The organism is Macellibacteroides fermentans, from assembly GCF_013409575.1.
GTDB lineage: Bacteria > Bacteroidota > Bacteroidia > Bacteroidales > Tannerellaceae > Macellibacteroides > Macellibacteroides fermentans.
Genome location: NZ_JACCCY010000001.1, coordinates 1,091,385 through 1,110,546, shown reverse-complemented (window position 1 = coordinate 1,110,546; position 19,162 = coordinate 1,091,385). Strand labels below are relative to the sequence as shown.

The following is a 19,162-nucleotide window of genomic DNA, read 5'->3' as shown; positions in this document are numbered from 1 at the left end:
CTGTATTATAAGTGTTTGCTTATCAAGGTGACTTTGTCGGATAATGTATCCTTTCTGTTGGTGCTTCGTACTTCAACCTCATTAGCTCCTTTACGTAATTTAACGTTTCTCCAGCAGATAGTGGCCTGCTTATCCGTTACCTGTTTACCCATGCTTTGTCCGTTTACCAGCAGTTCGGCCTCGCGGATGTTGGCGAAGACAAGGATGTCGGTCTCTTCTTCACGGTCAACGCACCGGCGGTTTGCTATGTAGATGAATTTGTCTTTTTTATTCCAGTTGGCTTTGTAGAAATAGAAAGCATCTTTCTTTACTTTACGGTCGAATGTAACCAACCCCTTGTCATTTATCCCCGGGCGGTCTCCTTCGGTACGGTGCGCTGCTCCGAAGTCGAATAGATTCCATATAAACGATCCCCATATAAACGGACGTTCGGATATAGCTTTCCAGTTCTCCATATGGTAGTGGGTTTGCCAGTTTTCGGGATGCCACCAGCTGGACGGATCACCCGGTTTTAAAGAATCCTGCTGGTGATAGATGCTGGCGCCTGCCCCGTATTCGCTTATGCCTAATTTGTATGAAGGATAGTTCCGGTGAATCTGATCGGCCCACTTGGCTAAGTCGGCTGCCGATCCTCCATACCATCCGTAATATTTGTTCCAGGCAATCAGGTCTGTTATTTTACTGATCTCGTTGCCGTCTTCCAGAAAAGAGGCCGATGTAGTGGGGCGGGTAGGGTCTTCGGCATGGGCAATCTCGTTTAGCTCTTTTATGTATGGAACCGGACTGTCACCCAGTGTTTTTAGTTCGTTAAACAAACCCCAGAAACAGATGGAGGGATGATTGTAATGCTGACGGATCAATTCGCGAAGCTGTTCTATCCCATTTGCCTTGAACGAAGGAAGATTGATAAAACCTCTGTCCTGATAACCGCCCGGTCCGATAAAAGGAATCTCCGCCCATACCACAATTCCCCCTTTGTCCATCAGATCATAAAAATAGGAGGCCTGCGGATAGTGAGCCAAACGTACTGCATTGGCACCCATCTCCATCATAATGGCGGCATCCTCGTCGTGATGCTCACGCATAAGCGCGCTGCCCCGTTCGGCACGATCCTGGTGTCTGCACACACCCTGAAGCTTCAGGTAATTATCATTCAGAAAGAACCCATTGTCGGAATCCACCCGGTAGTACCGTACCCCCAGAGGCTGCACCACCTTGTCGGCTTCTATTCCCCCGGCAACCAGCACAACTTCCGCCTTATACATAAACGGATCCGTACGGCCATTCCACAAACGGGGATTTGAAATCGTAAAAGGAACCGTTACCGCCTGATTTTCGCCCACAGCCAGATTGGTCTTAAGCGACTCGGTAAGCACCAGACGCTCTCCGTCCCACACATTGATCTTCACCTCTGCCGGAACAGCCTCTGCACTATGATTGGATAACATCACCTTAGCCCGGATATCCGCCTGCTGCCTGCTTACTTTCTGCTGTTGCAGGTATACTCCCGGAGAGGCATAATCGGTAAGAGAGATGGAAACCGGATCTGCTACAATAAGGTTTACATCCCGGTAGATGCCCCCGTAGATATTAAAGTCGCCCACCAGAGGCATAACATCCTGCGTAAGGGCATTGCTTACTTTAACCAATAGTTTGTTGTCCTGATTGTATGTGATGAAATCGGTTATATCAAAAACGAAAGCCCCGTATCCACCCCGGTGTTCACCCACATGCCGGTCGTTTACCAATAGGTTGGTCACCGTATTTACCCCTTCGAAGCGAAGGTAAATTCGTTTACCCTTCCATTCGGGACGTATAAACAGACTTTTCTCATAGTTTCCGGTCGTACGCAGGTAATCCTGTTTCCCCGACAAAGCATCGGTGGCATTCCATGTATGAGGTAAGTCCACGCGATGTTCACTTTTAAACTGAACCTGGTGAGAGAAACGGAACTTCCAGTTGTCGTTTAAAGACAATACGCTGCGTCCGGCATAGGCAGAACTGCATAGCAATAAAAGTGCAAAAAGCACCACGGCGTTTTTCATGATCTCTTTTTTTATGCAAAAATAGCGCCGGATGAGGTGGAGCAACTGCCCAAATTGTCCGATTTAAGACAACCGATTGTCCAACTACGCCCTTTTAGCAGTCAAAGAGAGCACTTCAGGCATCCTTGTACAGCTCGATCACCAGCGTAGTGGTAAGCACAATCCCAATGCCTACACAAACAGCTATCAGCAACCAGTTGATGAATTTTGCTTTGGGTTTGGTGTCTTTATGCAGATCGGTAAGGTAATACTCTTTAAAGAAGAGGTACAATGCCGGAACCGAAGCACTGGCCAATAGAAAATCTTCCGGAATTTTAAAGAAGTAGGTCTTCGATAAACCGATAAGCGACCAGTGGCACAGCAACAGTATAATGAAAAGATTGCTCTTGCGGGAGAACAGCAACAACAACCCGATTGTAAAGGTAACGACCGAGCAAGGCATTACCGGCGATGTGATACCCGGAAAACTAAGTCCCCTTACCATGGAGAAAACAGGATAGATAAAAGGCATCAGCACCAAAAGATATCCCAGCACGTTGTATTTGGGGTTACGCTCCAGCTGGGTGTAGCCGGCCAATAGATCCCACAGCCAGGCAATGGCCAGGATAGCCCAGAAGATAGACAATACATTATTGTAGCTTCTCTCCGAACAGTAGATATGATAGTAAACCACCGATATCCAGGTATAGGTGGCGATAAAGTAAATCTTCATCCCTATCTTTACCCAACGTTGCGGGTTACGCAGAAGCATCAGGGTAAGAAATACACCGATCAGTACGATAAAGATCTGATACATCCAGGTGGCGGAGTTGTACTCGGCAATTGTTTTCCAGAAAGTATTCATAGTTGTTTTTTATGTCTGGTAAGAGAATAAGCGCGGTTTGGAAACAAAAACATAGGCAGGGTGGTACCTACGGCAAGCAGAAAGATCACCGTACAGGTAACCATGGTGTTTGAAAAAAACATCTCCATATATTTGGCCCTGTCCAGGGGATTATCCATATTCTGCAAAAACATCAGTTGGGCAAATACCATGTTGTAGGCAAATTTACCGGGTACCATCGGCAGCAGAGCCGGAATGGAAAGCACCGTCATAGGCGAATGAATCCTTTTCCCCAGCCAGATACTGCCCAGACCGATTACAAGAGCCCCCACAAAGGAAGCCGATGCAATGTTAATACCCACCAAAGTCATCAAACAATAACGACAAGCGTGGCCGGCGGCAGCCAGTAAAGCGATGTAAGGGAACGAGCGTAACGAAGGATCGGAGATTGCTCCGAATCCGATTCCTGCCACAGCAGCAAAGAATCCGTCTATAAGAATATCCGTAAGTATCATAACAAGCTGTTTTTTACCAGTAATAATGTAAAGGAAAGTCCGATTGCAATGCATACGATAAGCAGAGCCGCCTGGGTAAGTCGGGCAAACCCGGTAAGCACATGCCCTTCTACAATATCGATCACACCATTGATAAGCGGAACGCCGGGAACCAGATACAGAACGCTGGTAGCCAAGGCTATTTCGGAAGTGGTATCAAAGATAACGGACGTTGAGGCACACATGGAGGCAACAAAAGCCGATGCAATAAAAATTACAAAGTGATTGATCCCTTTGCCGGCCATCTGCTGTCTTAAAAACAACCCTGCAATTGTAGACGAAAACACGATTCCAACAGAACACCAGTCGCCGCCGAATAACTTGCAGAAAGAGGCATTGGCAAAACCCACCAGAATCAATACAAACAACGGATTGATACGGGGAGAGGAGACAATCTTCCGGTACTTTTCTTTCAATGTGTCGAGAGACAAATGTTCGTCGAAGGTCTCCCAACTCAACGCACTTAATTCTGAATTCCGTTCAAAACTGATGGGAAGCGACGGGATGTCTATTACTTCATTGTAATTTTCCCTCGTTTCCAGATCAAGCAGTGTAAGAATAATACTTCTCTGGAGTACACTGATCTTAACAGTATATCCAAAAGACTCGCCGATTCGTTTCGTACTACGTATCACACGGGAAGTATGTACCCCACACCCCATCATGTGTGCAGCATATTCGGCTACAAATACCCCTACCTGCAGCAGAGGTTCTTTTTCCTGTTTCATAAAAGAAGACTATACCTTAAATAATCTAAACAATAACGAATGTCCCGGGAGGACTAATAGAGTGTCTTCACGAAATTAAATAGAGGGTGAACAATGAAAAAAACTGAATCGGCTGCAAAAGTAAAAAAAAGATTTCAGAGAGGAGGCGATGCCGGCCTATTTTTGAGAGATAATCTGCACATCGATGTCCCATGTCCACTTGTCGAAGTACAGATTGCCCCCTTTCCATTCCACTTCACCCCGCTGGAAGTCCACCGTCTCACTGCGGGTAAAATGCTTTTCGGGAACAAGCGGAGCCGAAAAGTCGTCGTTCACAATCAACCGGTAGGCATCAATTCCGTTGGAGAAGAAATAGCGGGTATCGTTATCCTCAGCAAAAGGAGGGATGCCGAACGACTGATCCACAGGAACCCATCCCACACCCTCGAAATAGACTTCCGACCAATCGTGCAGATTCACTCCGCCGGGATGTAACATAAACCCGCTTTGCCACTTGGCAGGTATACCGTTTAACCGGCATAAGGTGATAAACAACAACGACACCATGCCGCAATCGCCGTGCCTGTTGTCAATTACATACTCCGGAATATTGGGAACAGTGGAATATTCGCGTGCACTCGCCCAGGGGTAGGCATCGTTTATGTAGGTAAATATCTTACGAACTTTTTGAAGCGGACTATCCCCGTTGCCTGCAATATGTCCGGAGAGGTGCCGTATCGCCGGCGTAAACAGAACATGGGCAGCACACTCTGCCGTATATTTCTTGTATAAGTCGGATTCCGTATGGTAAGGACGCAGCTGTTCCTCCTTCAGGTCGAACCACTCGGCCGAAGATGTAAAACGGTACGCAACCGAAAACTGGGTAGGCGTATTCTTTTCGGCTCTTTTCTCCATATACAACGTACGATGCAAGGCCTCCTTAGGAGCAATCTGATAGTCGGCATTACTGGCGGAAAGCAGTTCCACCTCACTCTGTCGCCGGTTATCTTCGCGGGGGTAGGGAAGCCAGCAGCGGATCACCTCTCCATCGGGAACAGCATCCGCCTTAACAGTCAGCTTATAAGTAACCTCAAAGCGTACAGGCACCCCCTGGGTTGTATTCGACGAATGTAATGTATTAATCACCTCCGGCAGATGCTTTTGGTTTACCAGTTCGGAAGCCGACAAAGAACGGCCCTCTTTGGCCTCTTTCACCTTTTTCGCTTCCGGATCAATGCGGAACAGATTGGGGGCAGCCTGATTAAAGTAACACTTCTTCCCGTGCACATACATCACCTCAAGTGCCTTGGACTCTTCCCAGGCATCCAGCATGCTGTCGGTCACCAGCGGATAGTAATTTTGTATATACGCCACTACACTCTCCTTGTCTTTTCGGAAATCCAGCGCGATGCGTCTGTGCCGTTCCGTTTCCGAAATGCGTATGGCATCCGGAACAATCTCCGTAACCACCTTCTGCTGTTGGCAGGCCGTTATACCCAACAAGGCAACTATCCCTACAATACACTGTTTCATGGCGGACTGTATTAAATTTTCTCGATACCGATTCCCGGTAAATCCGTAAGCGTGATTTTGCCCTTAACCACCTGCATACCTCTGAACAGATCGTTGGAGATAAGAAGATTTCCATCCAGGTCGGCAAAATCCACCGCAGGCGAAAGTTGGGCCGCGGCAGAAACCGCACACGAAGTCTCCGTCATACACCCGATCATAACCTTCATCCCCAGCGACCTTCCCAAGGTTAACATCTTCCACGCTTCGCGCATGCCGGTACACTTCATCAGCTTGATGTTAATTCCCGAGAAGGCACCTTTCAACCTCTCCACATCGGCCAGACGCTGCAGCGACTCGTCGGCAAAGACGGGCAGGGGACTCTGAGCCGTCACCCACGCAATATCGTCCAACTGCTCTTTGGGCATGGGCTGCTCAACCATAACACAACCCTGCTCACGCAGCCAGTGAATCATATCAAGGGCATGCGCCCGGTCCTTCCATCCCTGATTGGCATCAATGGCAATGGGCAGGTTGGATACAGAACGGATGGCACGAATCATCTCCTTGTCGTTATCCTTGCCCAGTTTTACCTTCAGGATATTGAACTGCCCTGCCACTTCGCGTGTTTTTTCCTTCACCACCTCTTCCGTATCAATCCCGATGGTAAACGTAGTGGAGGGAGTCTTATCCCGGTTCAGTCCCCATATCTTATACCAGGGCGCCCCCAACAGCTTCCCCACCAGATCATGCAGGGCGATATCTACCGAAGCTTTGGCCGCCGTATTGCCCGGAGCAAGTCCGTCTACATACAGCAGGATATCTTCCAACTGGAACGGATCTGCAAATTGCGACAGATTTACCTTGCTCAGAAAGGCCACGACCGACTCCACAGATTCCCCCAGATAGGGCGGCATGGAAGCCTCTCCGTATCCGGCTACACCTTCGTAGGTTACTTCCACCTGAACCCCCGGAGTGGTAGTTCTCGAATAACTGGCTACCGTAAACACATGCTTAAGCTGAAGGTTGTACGGACGAAATGATAGTTTCATATTCTTTTTGTTCTGAATGAGCGCCGGAACACACTGTATCCCGTTGCCGGCTTGTATAAATTGAACCGCAGCGGCACTGCCGGCAAGGGCAAGTGCGCTGGTCTTAATAAAATCTCTTCTTCCTTTTTCCATAACAAACTTATTGAGGTTGGTAAAAAGGATTGGACTGGATCGTAGAGATCCCCTGCGTTCCTACCGCACCCAAAATGCGGGAGGCACGGAGGAAACGCTTCGTGTTATAATCGTCGTACAGGTCACTTTCGGGATCGAAACTGCCGGTATGTACGTTGTTGATAGAATGAATAAAGGTCTTGTCGCCCACATATAACCCCACATGGATGATACGCTCATTCTTATCGGCGGTTGCCTTTTCGCCAAAGAACAACAGATCCCCCGGCTGCAGATTATCATAACCGGCAGATATATCCACGGGAATACCCGTGTGAACCTGTTGCGAGGCATCCCTCTGCAAGATCAGTCCGTGTAAAAATGTAATTGTCTTTATAAACCCGCTGCAATCCACCCCTTTGGAAGAGGTGCCACCCCACAGGTAAGGCGTCCCGTTCAGGGAGTAGGCCGCATTGATCAGACTTTCGGCCGACAGATTAATCCCTTTCAGCCATTCATCCACGGGCTTTGCCTCGGTGGTGCGCACATAGCCCGTCCGTCCGTCGGGGTAGCTCACCTTATAAAAGCTACCTTCAACACCCTCCAGCTTCAGCATACATCCGCTTACCAGGTCGGATACGGGTGTAGACCTAAGATCCGGTTTGCTGTAAGCGGTACCATAGTGCGAAAGAAAAATCACCTTGGGGGCAGTCATCCAGGCATTGTACACCTCCCTGCTAACCTGTTTGATGTAACCCGCCACGGTCCACGCAATATAATTGTCGGCCATCTGCACCCGCAGCCACGAATCCTTTTGGAGGATACGCACCGGCATACCGAGCAATGCCTGGGTAGACATCTCCGAACTGAAACGTGGTTTCGAATTCATGGGAACCACCGAATGATTTACAATACCGTAAATGGAACCCACCGAAGCAGAGTCGGGCAGAAGCCTGATACTGTCGGCCACCTGCCACTTAAATTGCGCAAACAAATTGAGAGTTGCTTCTTTTGCCTCCTTACTGGTGGTAACCCCTTTTAGGATAAGCTGACTGTCCGTTACCACAGGCTCCACATCAAAAACAGCCGTTCGCTTGTCGGGGATAATGGAATCAGACATCAGAGTAATCATTGCTTCAGCCATCTCCTTTTTCTGTTCCGGAGAGATGCTGCAAGCATAAAATATGCAGGACGCCAACCCTAAGCATATACATTTTGCATAATTCATACGATCTAAAGTTAGAAGTAAATCAATTTAAATTTCAACAAAGTTATTAAAATAGATTAATTTACCTCTTTTTGAGCATAAAAAAAGGGTAATAAACTCTTTCAAATTTATTACCCTCAGATTAGTCGGGATAAGAAGACTCGAACTTCCGACCTCCACGTCCCGAACGTGGCGCGCTACCAACTGTGCTACATCCCGCTAATTCAATACGGCTGCAAAGGTACAAACATTTTCAAAACTTCAAATATTTAGCACTAAAATTTTTACTTATGCAGTTAAATTCCCTTCGCCCGAAGCCAATGTAAAAAAAGATATATTTATTTTAACAGAAAGTTTGGAGATATAAAAAAAACGCTTACCTTTGCACCCGTAATGAAAACGATGGTGCCATAGCTCAGTTGGTAGAGCAAAGGACTGAAAATCCTTGTGTCCCCGGTTCGATTCCTGGTGGCACCACTCAAAAAAGACTTCAAATTTGGAAAATCCCTGAAACGCTTTGGTTTCAGGGATTTTTTTTTCCAAGAAATCCTCCATTTTTAGCAAAATTAGGCAATTCCCTCGGGCTAAATCGTGGTCATTTTTTGCCACTTAAAAATTGACCACGAATGGTATTGTAAGTCTCTGATTGTCTTGTTGTTTGATGTCGTCTATTATGTATGGTTCAAGTATCTTTAAACCATTAATTTATAGAGTATGAAACAGACTTTTAATGTACTTTTCTTTATTAGAAAAACAAAGTTGAAAAAATCGGATGATACGCCAATCATGTTGCGAATCACAATTGAAGGGCAGTTGGTAGAAATGCAACTGAAACGTGATGTAAAGCTCAACTTTTGGAATCAGCACAAAGAACGCTGTACAGGCAAGGGTTCCGATTCAGAAAGAACGTCAAAGATTTGCCGGGCAAGCCAGACATTGTACTACACAAATACAAAACCATTATATTTGTTCACGGATGCTTCTGGCACGGACATACCTGTAAACGTGGAACATTGCCCAAAACCAACCAAGAATTTTGGGTCGAAAAGATTGTCAGAAACACCAAACGGGATAATAACAATATCTGTCAATTGCGGAAAAAAGGCTGGAATGTTATCATTGTGTGGCAATGCGAAATCAGGAGTATTAAAAACCGGGAAATACGTTTGGAACGGTTATTTAAAGAAATAACCGAACCAAGTCCGTCACATCAATGCTATTAAGGTCTATTCGGTGAAATAGTCGCGAAGTTTCTTAAAATGCCGCATCTCTGTGCGTCATAAATATAAGAAAAAGAACCCTTTCTCAATCTTTCCCTGTTTTCATTCCGTTTTTCAACGTAATTAACTGATAATTGAATACCCGCTATGGCTGCCACTCCGAGAATATTCAACGGAAGAGAGATATTAATAAGGTTCATTCCCTGATTAATCATACTACTTACTGCTGCCAATGCTGTAGGCGACTTTATATTAATCAATAAATTCAAACCTTTTAATGCATACTTAATCTTTGAATCGTTAAGGATTGCAGCCAAATCATTTGTTTCTTTTGTAAGCTCTTCTTCAAAACCGACCACAATGCTTTTAACTCAGAAGTCGAGCTAGCACCTGATAACTTGGATTCGAAACCGGATATCATTTTTCTGAATTCAATCAGATTATCATTTCGTTTTCGTTTAAACTCAATAATCTTTTCATAGGAGACATCTTCAACAGGCGTAGGAAGAATTTTATTTAAATAAAAACTGAGTGTTGGGTCACCTTTTATACTATTGACCGACCTAAAATTATATCTCTAGTAAATTGAATTATCTGTTCCTATTGTAACATGTTCCCAAAATATATCATTGATATAAACAGCTGTTTACATATTGTTCTTTATAAAAAATGGATACAGATATAATTCTACATATCCTCTAACGACAAACAAATCATCTCAATCTGAAACTTAGGCAACAACTTTTTCTTAAGATGTTCTACTTTTGTAGCCAGCAGTTCTGGTTTGAAATTTTTCTTCTGTCGTTTTACTTCCGCTACTACCGCTTGATTTTTCTCCAATTTTAAGGCAACAATATCAACCTCATTCTGATTACCTTTAGGCTCCCACCACGAACCAATAGCACGATATTGAAAGCTTTCAGCAAACTGTTGTTTGAAATACCTTTCCAACATAATACCTGAATAGGTAGGATAATCGGATTTGATGATAGCCTGCAAACCAACAAAGTTCTTTATCTCTATCAACGAGCGATGACGGTCAAAATAATTGAACCAAAATCGGATAAAGTTATCCTGTATTTCATATCGGACAGCTTGACTTCCTTCTTTTGCTAAAATTGGGCGTTGGCGAACAATGATGTTATAATCCTCAATCAATCGTTTGATTTGACCGCCAATGCTTTTATCTCCCAATGCTGATTCTATTTCAGGTTGTGTATTGGTACCTCCCGAAATGGCACTTAAGATAGAGAAGTAGGTTGCGTAATTTTTTCCGAACTCTTCTATTAACAGGTTTTTCCCTTCATCGGTAAATGGAGAGTTTTCCCGAACCATAAATGAAATCATTTCATCTATGCTCAATGTGATGTTGTCACAGAACAATTCAACATACTTAGGAACCCCACCTGTAAAAGAGTAAAGGGCTAGCAAATCATCATTTGTGTAATCGGGGTTATAGTCACGTATAATTTCTTTTAGCGTGGTCAAATCAAAGGCTGATAATTTTATAATGTTATCCGCTCTTCCAAATAGAGGCTCTTTCTTGTTCTGGAATATTTTCTGCATCAGCGAATAAATGGAGCCGGAAACAATCAGATTCATTTTGGATTTTTTCCGATAGGTATCCCATATGTTCTGCATATCACTATATACAGATTCATTGATATTATAAAACTCCTGAAATTCGTCAATAACCAAATTGAACGATCTTAGCGAAGCCAGTTCCATTAAATATTGGAACAATGACCGGAAAGTGCGTATTTCCGCAGGAACAAATGTGTCGAGCGATTGACTGATAATCGGAATAAACTCTGAACAGAGCGTTGCTTCGCTTTTACGACCAACAAACAAATAGACAGTTGGTAAATTTTCAACCGACTTCATGATAAGGCTTGTTTTACCTATTCTTCTTCTTCCAGTTACTACTGTCAGTCGGGAATGGTCACTGAACGATAAATTCTGTATCCGTTGAAGCTCAGCTAATTCACTTGTCCTATTGTAAAATTTCATGCTCTATTGTTTTTGTTATTTCCGCAACAGTTACGACGGTTACAAAGTTAAGAGAAAGTTTGGATATACCATACCTTTTTAATAACTTTGCAAAAGCAACCCTGCTAATAGCGAGCAGAACGATGAAAAATAATCGTGTGCTAAATCGTGTTGATTTTCCAATTTGAAATAAGATAAAAGATTGACTATCAATAGAGATGTCGAAATAGCTCTCTTCCTGGTGGCACCACTCAAAAAAGAAGTAGTTATCAAACAGATAGCTGCTTCTTTTTTTATGCCCGGTTGTAAGGCCCCCTTCCGTGTAGGCCCTTCAATATCACGGATCAACTTAAAAAGTTGAGGGATTTACTTTATGCATATAATTTACATACTCTGGAGAGTATTCATTTCATCACGTTTACTGTTTCAGCGTTTTATATTAGAACATATTGCCAATTATTAAGAAGGCAAGGACGAGGAAGAAATATTGAAAGATATAAAATAATTGCCCGGATGCGATTATTGCGATTTTTATTGCAATTACCACACCCGGGCTATTATAATAATCTGATATATATTACAGATTAAAAGGATACATGCTTCACATTCAGGTTTTTGTCAATCAGCATTCCGTCAGATGGAATCAGGCTGCCAGCGTTGAATGCTCGTTTGACCTTGAATTTTATTACAAACAGGTCGAGTTCCGCATCGCTGGTAATTACAGGTTTATCTCCAATGTTTGCAAAGGTGGGATATAGAGCCTTTTGTCCATTTGTATGCAGACGATCATTACTCATGTTTTCCATTTCCTTCATTGCCAGAGGCTCAACTCCGATAAATTCTAAATCATCCGATTTGTAAGGTATGGCAAAGCTAAGAGCATTTACACTCTTAAGTCCGCGTCCCTTTACCCGTATTTCCAACCTATCGCCGGCCTTGCAGATGTTTCTGGACGGTGTAAGCTTAAGGCTGCCTTCAATTTTATCCATGCCTGCACCTTTGGCACCACCACCCAGCTGGGTTGTAAGAACTGAAATGTCATAGGCATCAATAAGTCCGTTCTTGTTAATATCTCCATTACTTATATAGCCTTCAAAATCAGAATCACCCATTCGGAGACCTGTGTAATTGAGGTATGAAGTAAAATCGTTCATATCAATAAGACGGTCGGCATTTATATCACCGGGACGGTAGCTTTCTGATCCGGGTACTTTAAAGATATACAATTCGCGTCCTGAACCATAATTACCTACAGCGCTTGTAACATCGATTTTTACATACTGTGCAACTGGCTGATTGTCGAATGTATATGTCTTGACGGTCGACGATCTGTCCCATTTAAAATCACCGGCCTTCACCCAATTCTCACGATCTACACTTGTATAAATGCTTCCGGTAAGCAATATTCCGTTCCCACCATCGGTACGGGGCAGATATTCCATTTTATCAAAGTGATTTACACTGTTTAGATTAATAATAATATTAAAAGGAACAGCCTTTTCACTCCAGGATGTATGCCATGCATCACCCTCATCAAAGTTAAACAGCTTGTTTATACCTTGGCCACCCTGATTTTTCACCGAAGTTTCTGCCGTTATATTCTGAATAGTAAATTCCAGCGGATTAGACTTAGTCGTTGCGGTGTACGAATCCCATTGAGAAACACCATCCATGTTCACGCTGCGAATCTTGTAAGAATAGGTTGTTTCGGGAACAAGGCCGGTAAAAGTAAGGTGATTATTCTGAATGGTAGAATAGATCATACCGTCAAATTCTATTTCGTAATAATCGGCATTCGGTTGCTTATCCCAGGTAGGTTTAAGCGTATAGGCCGTTATGTTTTCGTCGGTAGTCTTCACATTTGCAGGAGCAGATACCGTTCCGGTATGCGACAGCAGATGATCTTTTTTGTTAACCTTATAATCTGCGATAGTCAGCTTCAGATCATTATTAACAATATCAAAAACATCCGTCTTAACCATTAACTTTGAACCTCCTTTAATGGACAGAGAAGCAAAATCACTGCCTTTGGTAGCAAACTTGTTCAGTTCCGGAGCAGCGTCGTAGAAATAAACATTTTTACCCTTTTCAAATGCATCAAGCGAATTAACCTCGGTAAGTTTTACCTTTGAATTACCGATCTTCAGCGATATCTTTTTGGGTTTCTCAGACGGATGTAAATTAATCACCGTATACTTATTCCTTTCAAATCCGTCAAAACTACCCTTCGAGGCAGCAATATAAAAGACCATTTCACCCTTTTCGTTCAGCGTAGATTTCAGATCGGTAGTAACAGAATATCCACGAGTATAAGCCACAGTGCGGCCATCGTCATCATACTCGGAGAACGAGGAGTTACCATGAGGATAAACATCGTACATTCTCAAATCTTTTTTGATTTCCGAAACATTGTTATTTGGTTCGGTCACAGGGATAATAGCACCACTTCTTACAAATACCGGAAGTTTCCAAAACGGGGATTTGAAATTATTAATGATACGTCCACCTGTATAACGCTCACCGGTAAAGTAGTCAACCCATTCTCCGTCGGGCAGGTAAATACCATTGCGAATATCATTTCCAGCTTCGTCTGCTTCGGTTTCTTCAAATATTGGAGCAACCAGAAAATCCGGTCCATACATAAATTGGTACTGAGTGGCAGATCCATGTGTATATTTGTTTGGATACTCCAGAAACATCGCTCTAATCATAGGCATACCGTCAACACTTATACGAGCTATGCTATAAGTGTACGGCATAATCTCCGATTTAAGCTTTAGATACCAACGGTTGACCGATGTAGCCGGTTCTCCCAGAGCATGGGGATATTTTTCATTAGAACCCCATCCGTCCATATTCAACTGCATAGGAGTAAACGCCTTCCACTGGAAGTCACGCATATTAACCACAGCATTGCGGCCGCCAAAAATACCATCCATATCACTGGATATGTTTGGCATTCCGGACAATCCTGATCCTATATATGTAGGAATGTGGAAACGTATATATTCCCACACACCACCGGTTTGGTCGCCGGACCATACTCCGGCATAACGCTGTGTTCCCGCCCATCCGTCGAGAGATATAATAAACGGACGCGCTTCATTCCCGTAATAAGTCATAATCCCTGACACATCGGCAATACCGTTCAGACCAAAAGAATAACCAGAGCCAACCCATGCAACATCGGTTTTTAAAACTCTTACACCGGCATCACGCACCTCTTTAACAATATCTCTTTGAAGCAAGGCACTTACTCCAGCCTTAGGATGCAAATCGGACTGCGTCCACAATCCTATTTCAACCCCTTTTCCATGCGCATAATCGCTTAAAGACTTGAGATTGGCAATATTACCGTCTAATGTCTCTGTTTGCCCATATCCGGCACCATATCCGTCATTGGGAAGAATCCAACCCAAAGGCATGTCATGTGTATTATAACGATCAATCACAGCTCGTGCCGAAAATTGATAATTATTCAACTCTCCGTTCAGCGATTCTTTCACACCGCCGTTATCCTTCTGACTTTCAGAATAACGTTTGCCATCCTCAAAAAGAATACCCTTTTCATTTTCTTTCCAATAATCACGGTTATAGGCATTGAGATGCCCCTCGTAAAATCCGAATTTTGGAAGCAGAACCGGATTTCCTGTCAGCTGGTAGTAGTCATTCAGTAAAGCAACAGCACCATTATTCACCGTAAAGAATACGTCCAGGTAATTAGTATTATGGGAAAGTATCACTTCACCATTACGCTTCGAGTCAAAGTCATATTTACCTTTACGGAAAGTATGGAACATAACACCATAACCCGCAGTAGACCAGTAAAATGGTACGGGCGAAGCCACTCCTCCGTCCGTCCAGCTGTTCTGGTTCTCAATGGCAATAATTTTACCCTTGTGCGAGAACCGTCCATTCTGGACGCCACCACCATAGAAATACTCATTATTACTATCGGCCGACAATGTAAGAGAAACATTGTCTTCGTCAAACATTGTGGGATTCAGTTCTTTAACCACAGGTTGGTTATCGGAGATTCTGATAACCGTCATGCAGGATGACTTTTTATCCAGTCTGACCTCCACTCCCGGTGTACGCATAAAAAAGAAATCGCCGTCAACACCTGTTTCAAGTTTTGACACAGGTTTACGCGGATTATTTACAAGAATATCAGCTTTGGGATTAGATTCCGGATTACGAATCAATCCGCCGCGAATATCACGGAACAGGCGGAAGATATTATCTCCGTAAAAATCGAAACTTATCCTGTTTCCATCCTTACAAATAACTTCAACCGTTGTGGAATTAAGCTTTTTAATACCTGTTACCTCTACACTCTGAGCCCTGACTGTCAGTGATACGCACGCCACTGCAGTCAGCATAATTAATAATTTGATCGTTTTTTGCATAAAAGATTTGTTTTGTGCGACAAATATAGACCAATAAAAGGGGAATCATGAACAATCAAAGAATAATAAATATCTCTTCATATAAATATAGTATCTTATACTAGTTTGAGGAATCAGATAAGCTATCTACTCTCCGGAAGTCGAACTAAAATGTATTTCGGGGAAAGAAATCCTTAAACACCGAATTATATTCGGCAAATAATTTGCTATTTACCGAATTATACCTAGTTTTGTGTAAAACTCATTAACGATGTACATCCATCAATTAAATAACTGGAACGATTTCAGATACTCGTCCGAAGGATTGGTTTCAGCATTAGCACAAGTTCGCTATATGCAAGGGAGATTACTCGGTCAGATGCAAGGGTTAGGTTTCTCGCTTCGAGCGGAGGCTCTGCTCACAACGCTTACTCTTGACGTATTGAAATCTACCGAGATAGAGGGTGAGATCCTAAATAAAGAACAGGTGCGTTCGTCAATAGCTCGTAGATTAGGATTAAATGTTTCGGGAATGGTAAATTCGACAAGAGATGTTGATGGCGTTGTGGAGATGATGCTTGATGCAACCCAACGATATAATGAGCCACTCTCTCATGAAAGATTGTTTGGTTGGCACGCTGCACTATTTCCAACTGGTTGGAGTGGAATGTATCGTATTGAGGTAGGGAAATATCGTACAGGCGAAATGCAGGTTGTGTCCGGAGCAATGGGGAAAGAGAGAGTCCATTATGAAGCCCCGAAGCCAGAAATAGTGAGCGATGAAATGGAGAAATTCCTTTCGTGGTTTAACCATGAGTCATCATTGGATAGTGTCATAAAAGCAGCAATAGCCCACTTGTGGTTTATCACAATACACCCTTTTGATGATGGGAATGGGCGTATTGCCCGTGCAATAACAGATATGCTGCTTGCTCGCAGTGATGGATCTTCTCAGCGTTTTTACAGTATGTCAAATCAGATTCTAAATGAAAGAAAGACATACTATGATATTTTAGAACGTACACAACACGGTAATGGAGAAATAACCGACTGGCTACTATGGTTTATAAAGTGCCTTAACGGAGCTTTATCATCAACTGAAATACTATTGGGGTCTATATTGACTAAAGCTCGGTTTTGGGATACACACGCTCAAACATCACTTAACGAGCGTCAGCGAACGATGCTCAATAAATTGCTTGATGGATTTGATGGCAAATTAACCTCAGGAAAGTGGGCTAAAATAACCAAATGCTCCGCAGATACAGCACTTAATGACATCAAGGATTTGATGGTAAAAGATATTCTATGCAAAGCTGAAGATGGAGGTCGTAGTACAAATTATGTATTAAGTATATAGCCTTTCGAATTTTTTTGACAAAACTTTTGATAATTCATTAACTTAATCCTGTATAATCCGCTAAATCTTGTTGAGAAAAAAACAATAATGTACGACTTGTCTTTTTCCTCAAGATTAGTAATTTTCACTTATGATGGATATGTTATAATTCATAATTTTACTTCTTCATTGCTTCTGCTTTTAAATCGACAGGCATTTTTTCGATAGCGTAACGCAGGGCAGTGCGAGGCATAACAGACTTATTTGCCATTACGTAATCAAACACCTCTTTTTGATGAGCTTCACTGGCAGCTTTTAACATCCATCCGTAGCCTTTCTGTACTAAATCGTCTTTATCTAACAGCAGGATATCGGCAATTTCAAATACATCCTCTAAAAACAAGCCTTTTCTGGCTGGGATAATCAACGTTACTGCTCCGGCACGTTTTACAAACCGCCGGGTCGATTTAGCCCATTTTTTTAGTTCAGCCACATATTCGGGATACATTGTAACGAAACTGCCCACAGTGTGATTACATAGTGTGTCGCAATCGGCCCAATTGGTCACACAATCGTGTACCCAATGCTCAAATATCTTAAAGTCGGCAGGCTCGTACTGTTTATGTAAAGATTCGGCCCAGACACAAGCAACAACCGATTCTTCCAAATAGCCTGTCTGCCAAAGTCCTTCGCATAATTCAAATATTTCCTGCTTAGGTAAATGTTTTATCTGTTTAAAAGCCTCTTTGGCTATTTTACCAACATTTGCCATTCCTACACCATATACTTTGGGAGCTTCGCCTTCTTTGTGATAGCGGGCGGATGAAGCAAGGATTTTAGGATCAGCATTGTCTTTCAGTAATTTTCTTACATTGTCGAGTGTCGTAAACATCATCTTTAGTATAAATTATTACATATTAAACGCCTATTTCAGTGTCTTCTTAAAGCGGACAACAGTCAGCAATTCCTCCAGTTGACTTGCGTTGTTTATATTGAAAATCATGGGGATAAGTCGGCCTACAGCTTTTGAAGAGGCAACCTCTGTTTTGATGGCTTCCGATATATCAAGTGCAGCGATTGCTTCGAGGTGCTTTTCGGTAAAAAAGAAACTCACCTTGAAGAAGCCTTCCCACACCGAAAGCCACAAAATAGTCTTCTTTTTATGTTGTACTTTGCAGAGCCAGGCTTTGCCATCGTTGTAGTATCTCCATTCAATGTTTAAAAGATAGGCTTCGTTTGTAATCGTTGCCAGAAAAGATTCCAGCACGTCGTACACATCACCAAGTGTATCCTTCAACACCCTGTCTGACGGGAATATCTCCGCATCCCTCAATGCCATTTGTGATTCCATTTCCAATCTGTATCCTATAAATCTATTAGTATTCAATCGTTTAATCTCAGCCTGAACTGACTGGGGGTAACACCAAGTGTTTTACTAACATACCGGCTGAAAAAAGATTGACTCGAAAAATTCATCGTGTCAGCAATTTCAGTAAAACTAAGATCTCTATTCCGAAGCAGCATAATCAGGTTCTGTGTAGTATAATTCTGTATCCATTCAGACGAGGTCTTTCCACTGGTTTTCTTACAAACCTCGGATAAGTATTTGGGCGTGATACAAAGTTTGTTGCTATAAAATTCTACTTCCCGTTGTTGCATGCAATGCATCTGAACTAATTGCAAAAACTTTTCGAAAATAGAACCTTTCTCGTTGCTCAATATTCTTTTTTCCATTTTTTCATTAAAAATATGCCACATTTCCATTACAAATATTTGTACCTGAAGATTGACAATTTCTTTTCTGAACCGATGATAGGTATCTTCGTACTTCTCCTTTAATAAGAAAAAGTTACGCAGACATCTCTCCTTATCTGTTTCTGAAAGCGAGACTACAGGATTATCTTTGGAAAACATAAATCCTTTTATTCCCCAACCGATATCGGGATTGTTATTGCTCATCAGTCCGAAGGATATTAAAAGATACGTAGCTTCGAAATCAGGCGAAAAAAGGATATCATCAATTTGTAAAGATGGAATAAGAATTACAATATCATTAGGTGAGAATTTATAAACAGTGTTATTCAATCGGAATTGACCGGTGCCATGATGACAAATAATGTGGGTGAAATAGTTTTTCTGGAAATCAGTTGGGATATTTTCGTTATCCAAACTTTTTACGACAATAATTTCGTTCTCTTGTTTTTTCATGGAGTGATAGAAA

Annotated in this window: 16 protein-coding genes, 2 tRNA genes and 1 pseudogene; 4 read left to right on the top strand and 15 right to left on the bottom strand. The window is 42.7% G+C overall.

What is annotated here, in order from left to right:
• Positions 1 to 5 precede the first annotated feature (5 nt).
• The 8 genes from lacZ4 to F5613_RS04665 form a co-directional block, all read right to left on the bottom strand.
• On the bottom strand, positions 6 to 2,045 hold the full coding sequence (lacZ4, locus tag F5613_RS04700; protein ID WP_179398855.1) for a beta-glucuronidase LacZ4: 2,040 nt from the start codon (positions 2,043 to 2,045) through the stop codon (positions 6 to 8).
• A 115-nt stretch (positions 2,046 to 2,160) separates the two neighbouring features.
• A complete protein-coding gene (locus tag F5613_RS04695) occupies positions 2,161 to 2,889 on the bottom strand; it encodes a DUF6064 family protein (RefSeq protein ID WP_179398854.1) in 729 nt (242 codons plus the stop codon).
• Complete coding sequence (locus F5613_RS04690; RefSeq protein WP_068185991.1) at positions 2,886 to 3,383, bottom strand: threonine/serine exporter family protein; 498 nt, start codon at positions 3,381 to 3,383, stop codon at positions 2,886 to 2,888. Before F5613_RS04690 ends, F5613_RS04695 begins: the two co-directional genes overlap by 4 nt.
• Positions 3,380 to 4,150, bottom strand: a complete 771-nt coding sequence (locus tag F5613_RS04685) for a threonine/serine exporter family protein (protein WP_179398853.1) — start codon at positions 4,148 to 4,150, stop codon at positions 3,380 to 3,382. Before F5613_RS04685 ends, F5613_RS04690 begins: the two co-directional genes overlap by 4 nt.
• A gap of 156 nt (positions 4,151 to 4,306) precedes the next feature.
• Positions 4,307 to 5,662, bottom strand: coding sequence for a transglutaminase-like domain-containing protein (locus F5613_RS04680; RefSeq protein ID WP_179398852.1), 1,356 nt, complete (start codon positions 5,660 to 5,662; stop codon positions 4,307 to 4,309).
• 11 nt (positions 5,663 to 5,673) lie between these two features.
• Complete coding sequence (locus F5613_RS04675; RefSeq protein ID WP_179398851.1) at positions 5,674 to 6,822, bottom strand: dipeptide epimerase; 1,149 nt, start codon at positions 6,820 to 6,822, stop codon at positions 5,674 to 5,676.
• A 7-nt stretch (positions 6,823 to 6,829) separates the two neighbouring features.
• Positions 6,830 to 8,026 (bottom strand): C40 family peptidase, encoded by a 1,197-nt coding sequence (locus F5613_RS04670; protein WP_179398850.1) that lies wholly within the window; start codon positions 8,024 to 8,026, stop codon positions 6,830 to 6,832.
• A 125-nt stretch (positions 8,027 to 8,151) separates the two neighbouring features.
• A tRNA-Pro gene (locus F5613_RS04665) sits at positions 8,152 to 8,224 on the bottom strand.
• Positions 8,225 to 8,409: 185 nt separating this feature from the next.
• On the opposite strand from F5613_RS04665, the gene F5613_RS04660 reads away from it, so the two are divergent.
• From F5613_RS04660 to F5613_RS04650, 3 genes and pseudogenes are all read left to right on the top strand, one after another.
• Positions 8,410 to 8,482: transfer RNA gene (locus F5613_RS04660), tRNA-Phe, on the top strand.
• Between the two features lie 237 nt (positions 8,483 to 8,719).
• Positions 8,720 to 8,860, top strand: a pseudogene (locus tag F5613_RS16635) (site-specific integrase); the annotation flags it as partial.
• Complete coding sequence (locus F5613_RS04650) at positions 8,860 to 9,228, top strand: very short patch repair endonuclease (RefSeq protein ID WP_179398962.1); 369 nt, start codon at positions 8,860 to 8,862, stop codon at positions 9,226 to 9,228. The pseudogene F5613_RS16635 and the gene F5613_RS04650, both read left to right, overlap by 1 nt.
• Here the strand turns inward: F5613_RS04650 and F5613_RS04645 are convergent.
• From F5613_RS04645 to F5613_RS04635, 4 genes are all read right to left on the bottom strand, one after another.
• Entirely contained in the window at positions 9,225 to 9,584 is a 360-nt protein-coding gene (locus tag F5613_RS04645) for a hypothetical protein (RefSeq protein WP_179398849.1), read from the bottom strand. The two genes, F5613_RS04650 and F5613_RS04645, sit on opposite strands and share 4 nt — an antisense overlap.
• Positions 9,500 to 9,694 (bottom strand): hypothetical protein, encoded by a 195-nt coding sequence (locus F5613_RS16670; protein ID WP_394353439.1) that lies wholly within the window; start codon positions 9,692 to 9,694, stop codon positions 9,500 to 9,502. The genes F5613_RS04645 and F5613_RS16670 overlap by 85 nt, the downstream gene beginning before the upstream one ends.
• 218 nt (positions 9,695 to 9,912) lie before the next feature.
• Positions 9,913 to 11,235, bottom strand: a complete 1,323-nt coding sequence (locus F5613_RS04640; protein WP_179398848.1) for an ATP-binding protein — start codon at positions 11,233 to 11,235, stop codon at positions 9,913 to 9,915.
• 563 nt (positions 11,236 to 11,798) lie between these two features.
• Positions 11,799 to 15,596 carry a TIM-barrel domain-containing protein gene (locus F5613_RS04635; protein ID WP_246303354.1) on the bottom strand — a complete coding sequence of 1,266 codons (3,798 nt, stop codon included), beginning with the start codon at positions 15,594 to 15,596 and terminating at the stop codon, positions 11,799 to 11,801.
• Positions 15,597 to 15,873: 277 nt separating this feature from the next.
• Between F5613_RS04635 and F5613_RS04630 the strand changes: the two genes are divergently transcribed.
• Positions 15,874 to 16,962, top strand: coding sequence for a Fic family protein (locus tag F5613_RS04630; protein ID WP_179398846.1), 1,089 nt, complete (start codon positions 15,874 to 15,876; stop codon positions 16,960 to 16,962).
• 157 nt (positions 16,963 to 17,119) lie between these two features.
• Here the strand turns inward: F5613_RS04630 and F5613_RS04625 are convergent, their stop codons facing one another.
• Genes F5613_RS04625 through F5613_RS04615 form a run of 3 tightly spaced genes read right to left on the bottom strand, consistent with a single transcriptional unit; the run spans position 17,120 to position 19,149 of the window.
• A complete protein-coding gene (locus F5613_RS04625; RefSeq protein ID WP_246303335.1) occupies positions 17,120 to 17,836 on the bottom strand; it encodes a DNA alkylation repair protein in 717 nt (238 codons plus the stop codon).
• Between the two features lie 30 nt (positions 17,837 to 17,866).
• Complete coding sequence (locus F5613_RS04620) at positions 17,867 to 18,292, bottom strand: DUF3788 family protein (protein ID WP_179398845.1); 426 nt, start codon at positions 18,290 to 18,292, stop codon at positions 17,867 to 17,869.
• 32 nt (positions 18,293 to 18,324) lie between these two features.
• A complete protein-coding gene (locus tag F5613_RS04615; protein WP_068181759.1) occupies positions 18,325 to 19,149 on the bottom strand; it encodes a helix-turn-helix domain-containing protein in 825 nt (274 codons plus the stop codon).
• Positions 19,150 to 19,162: the final 13 nt, after the last annotated feature.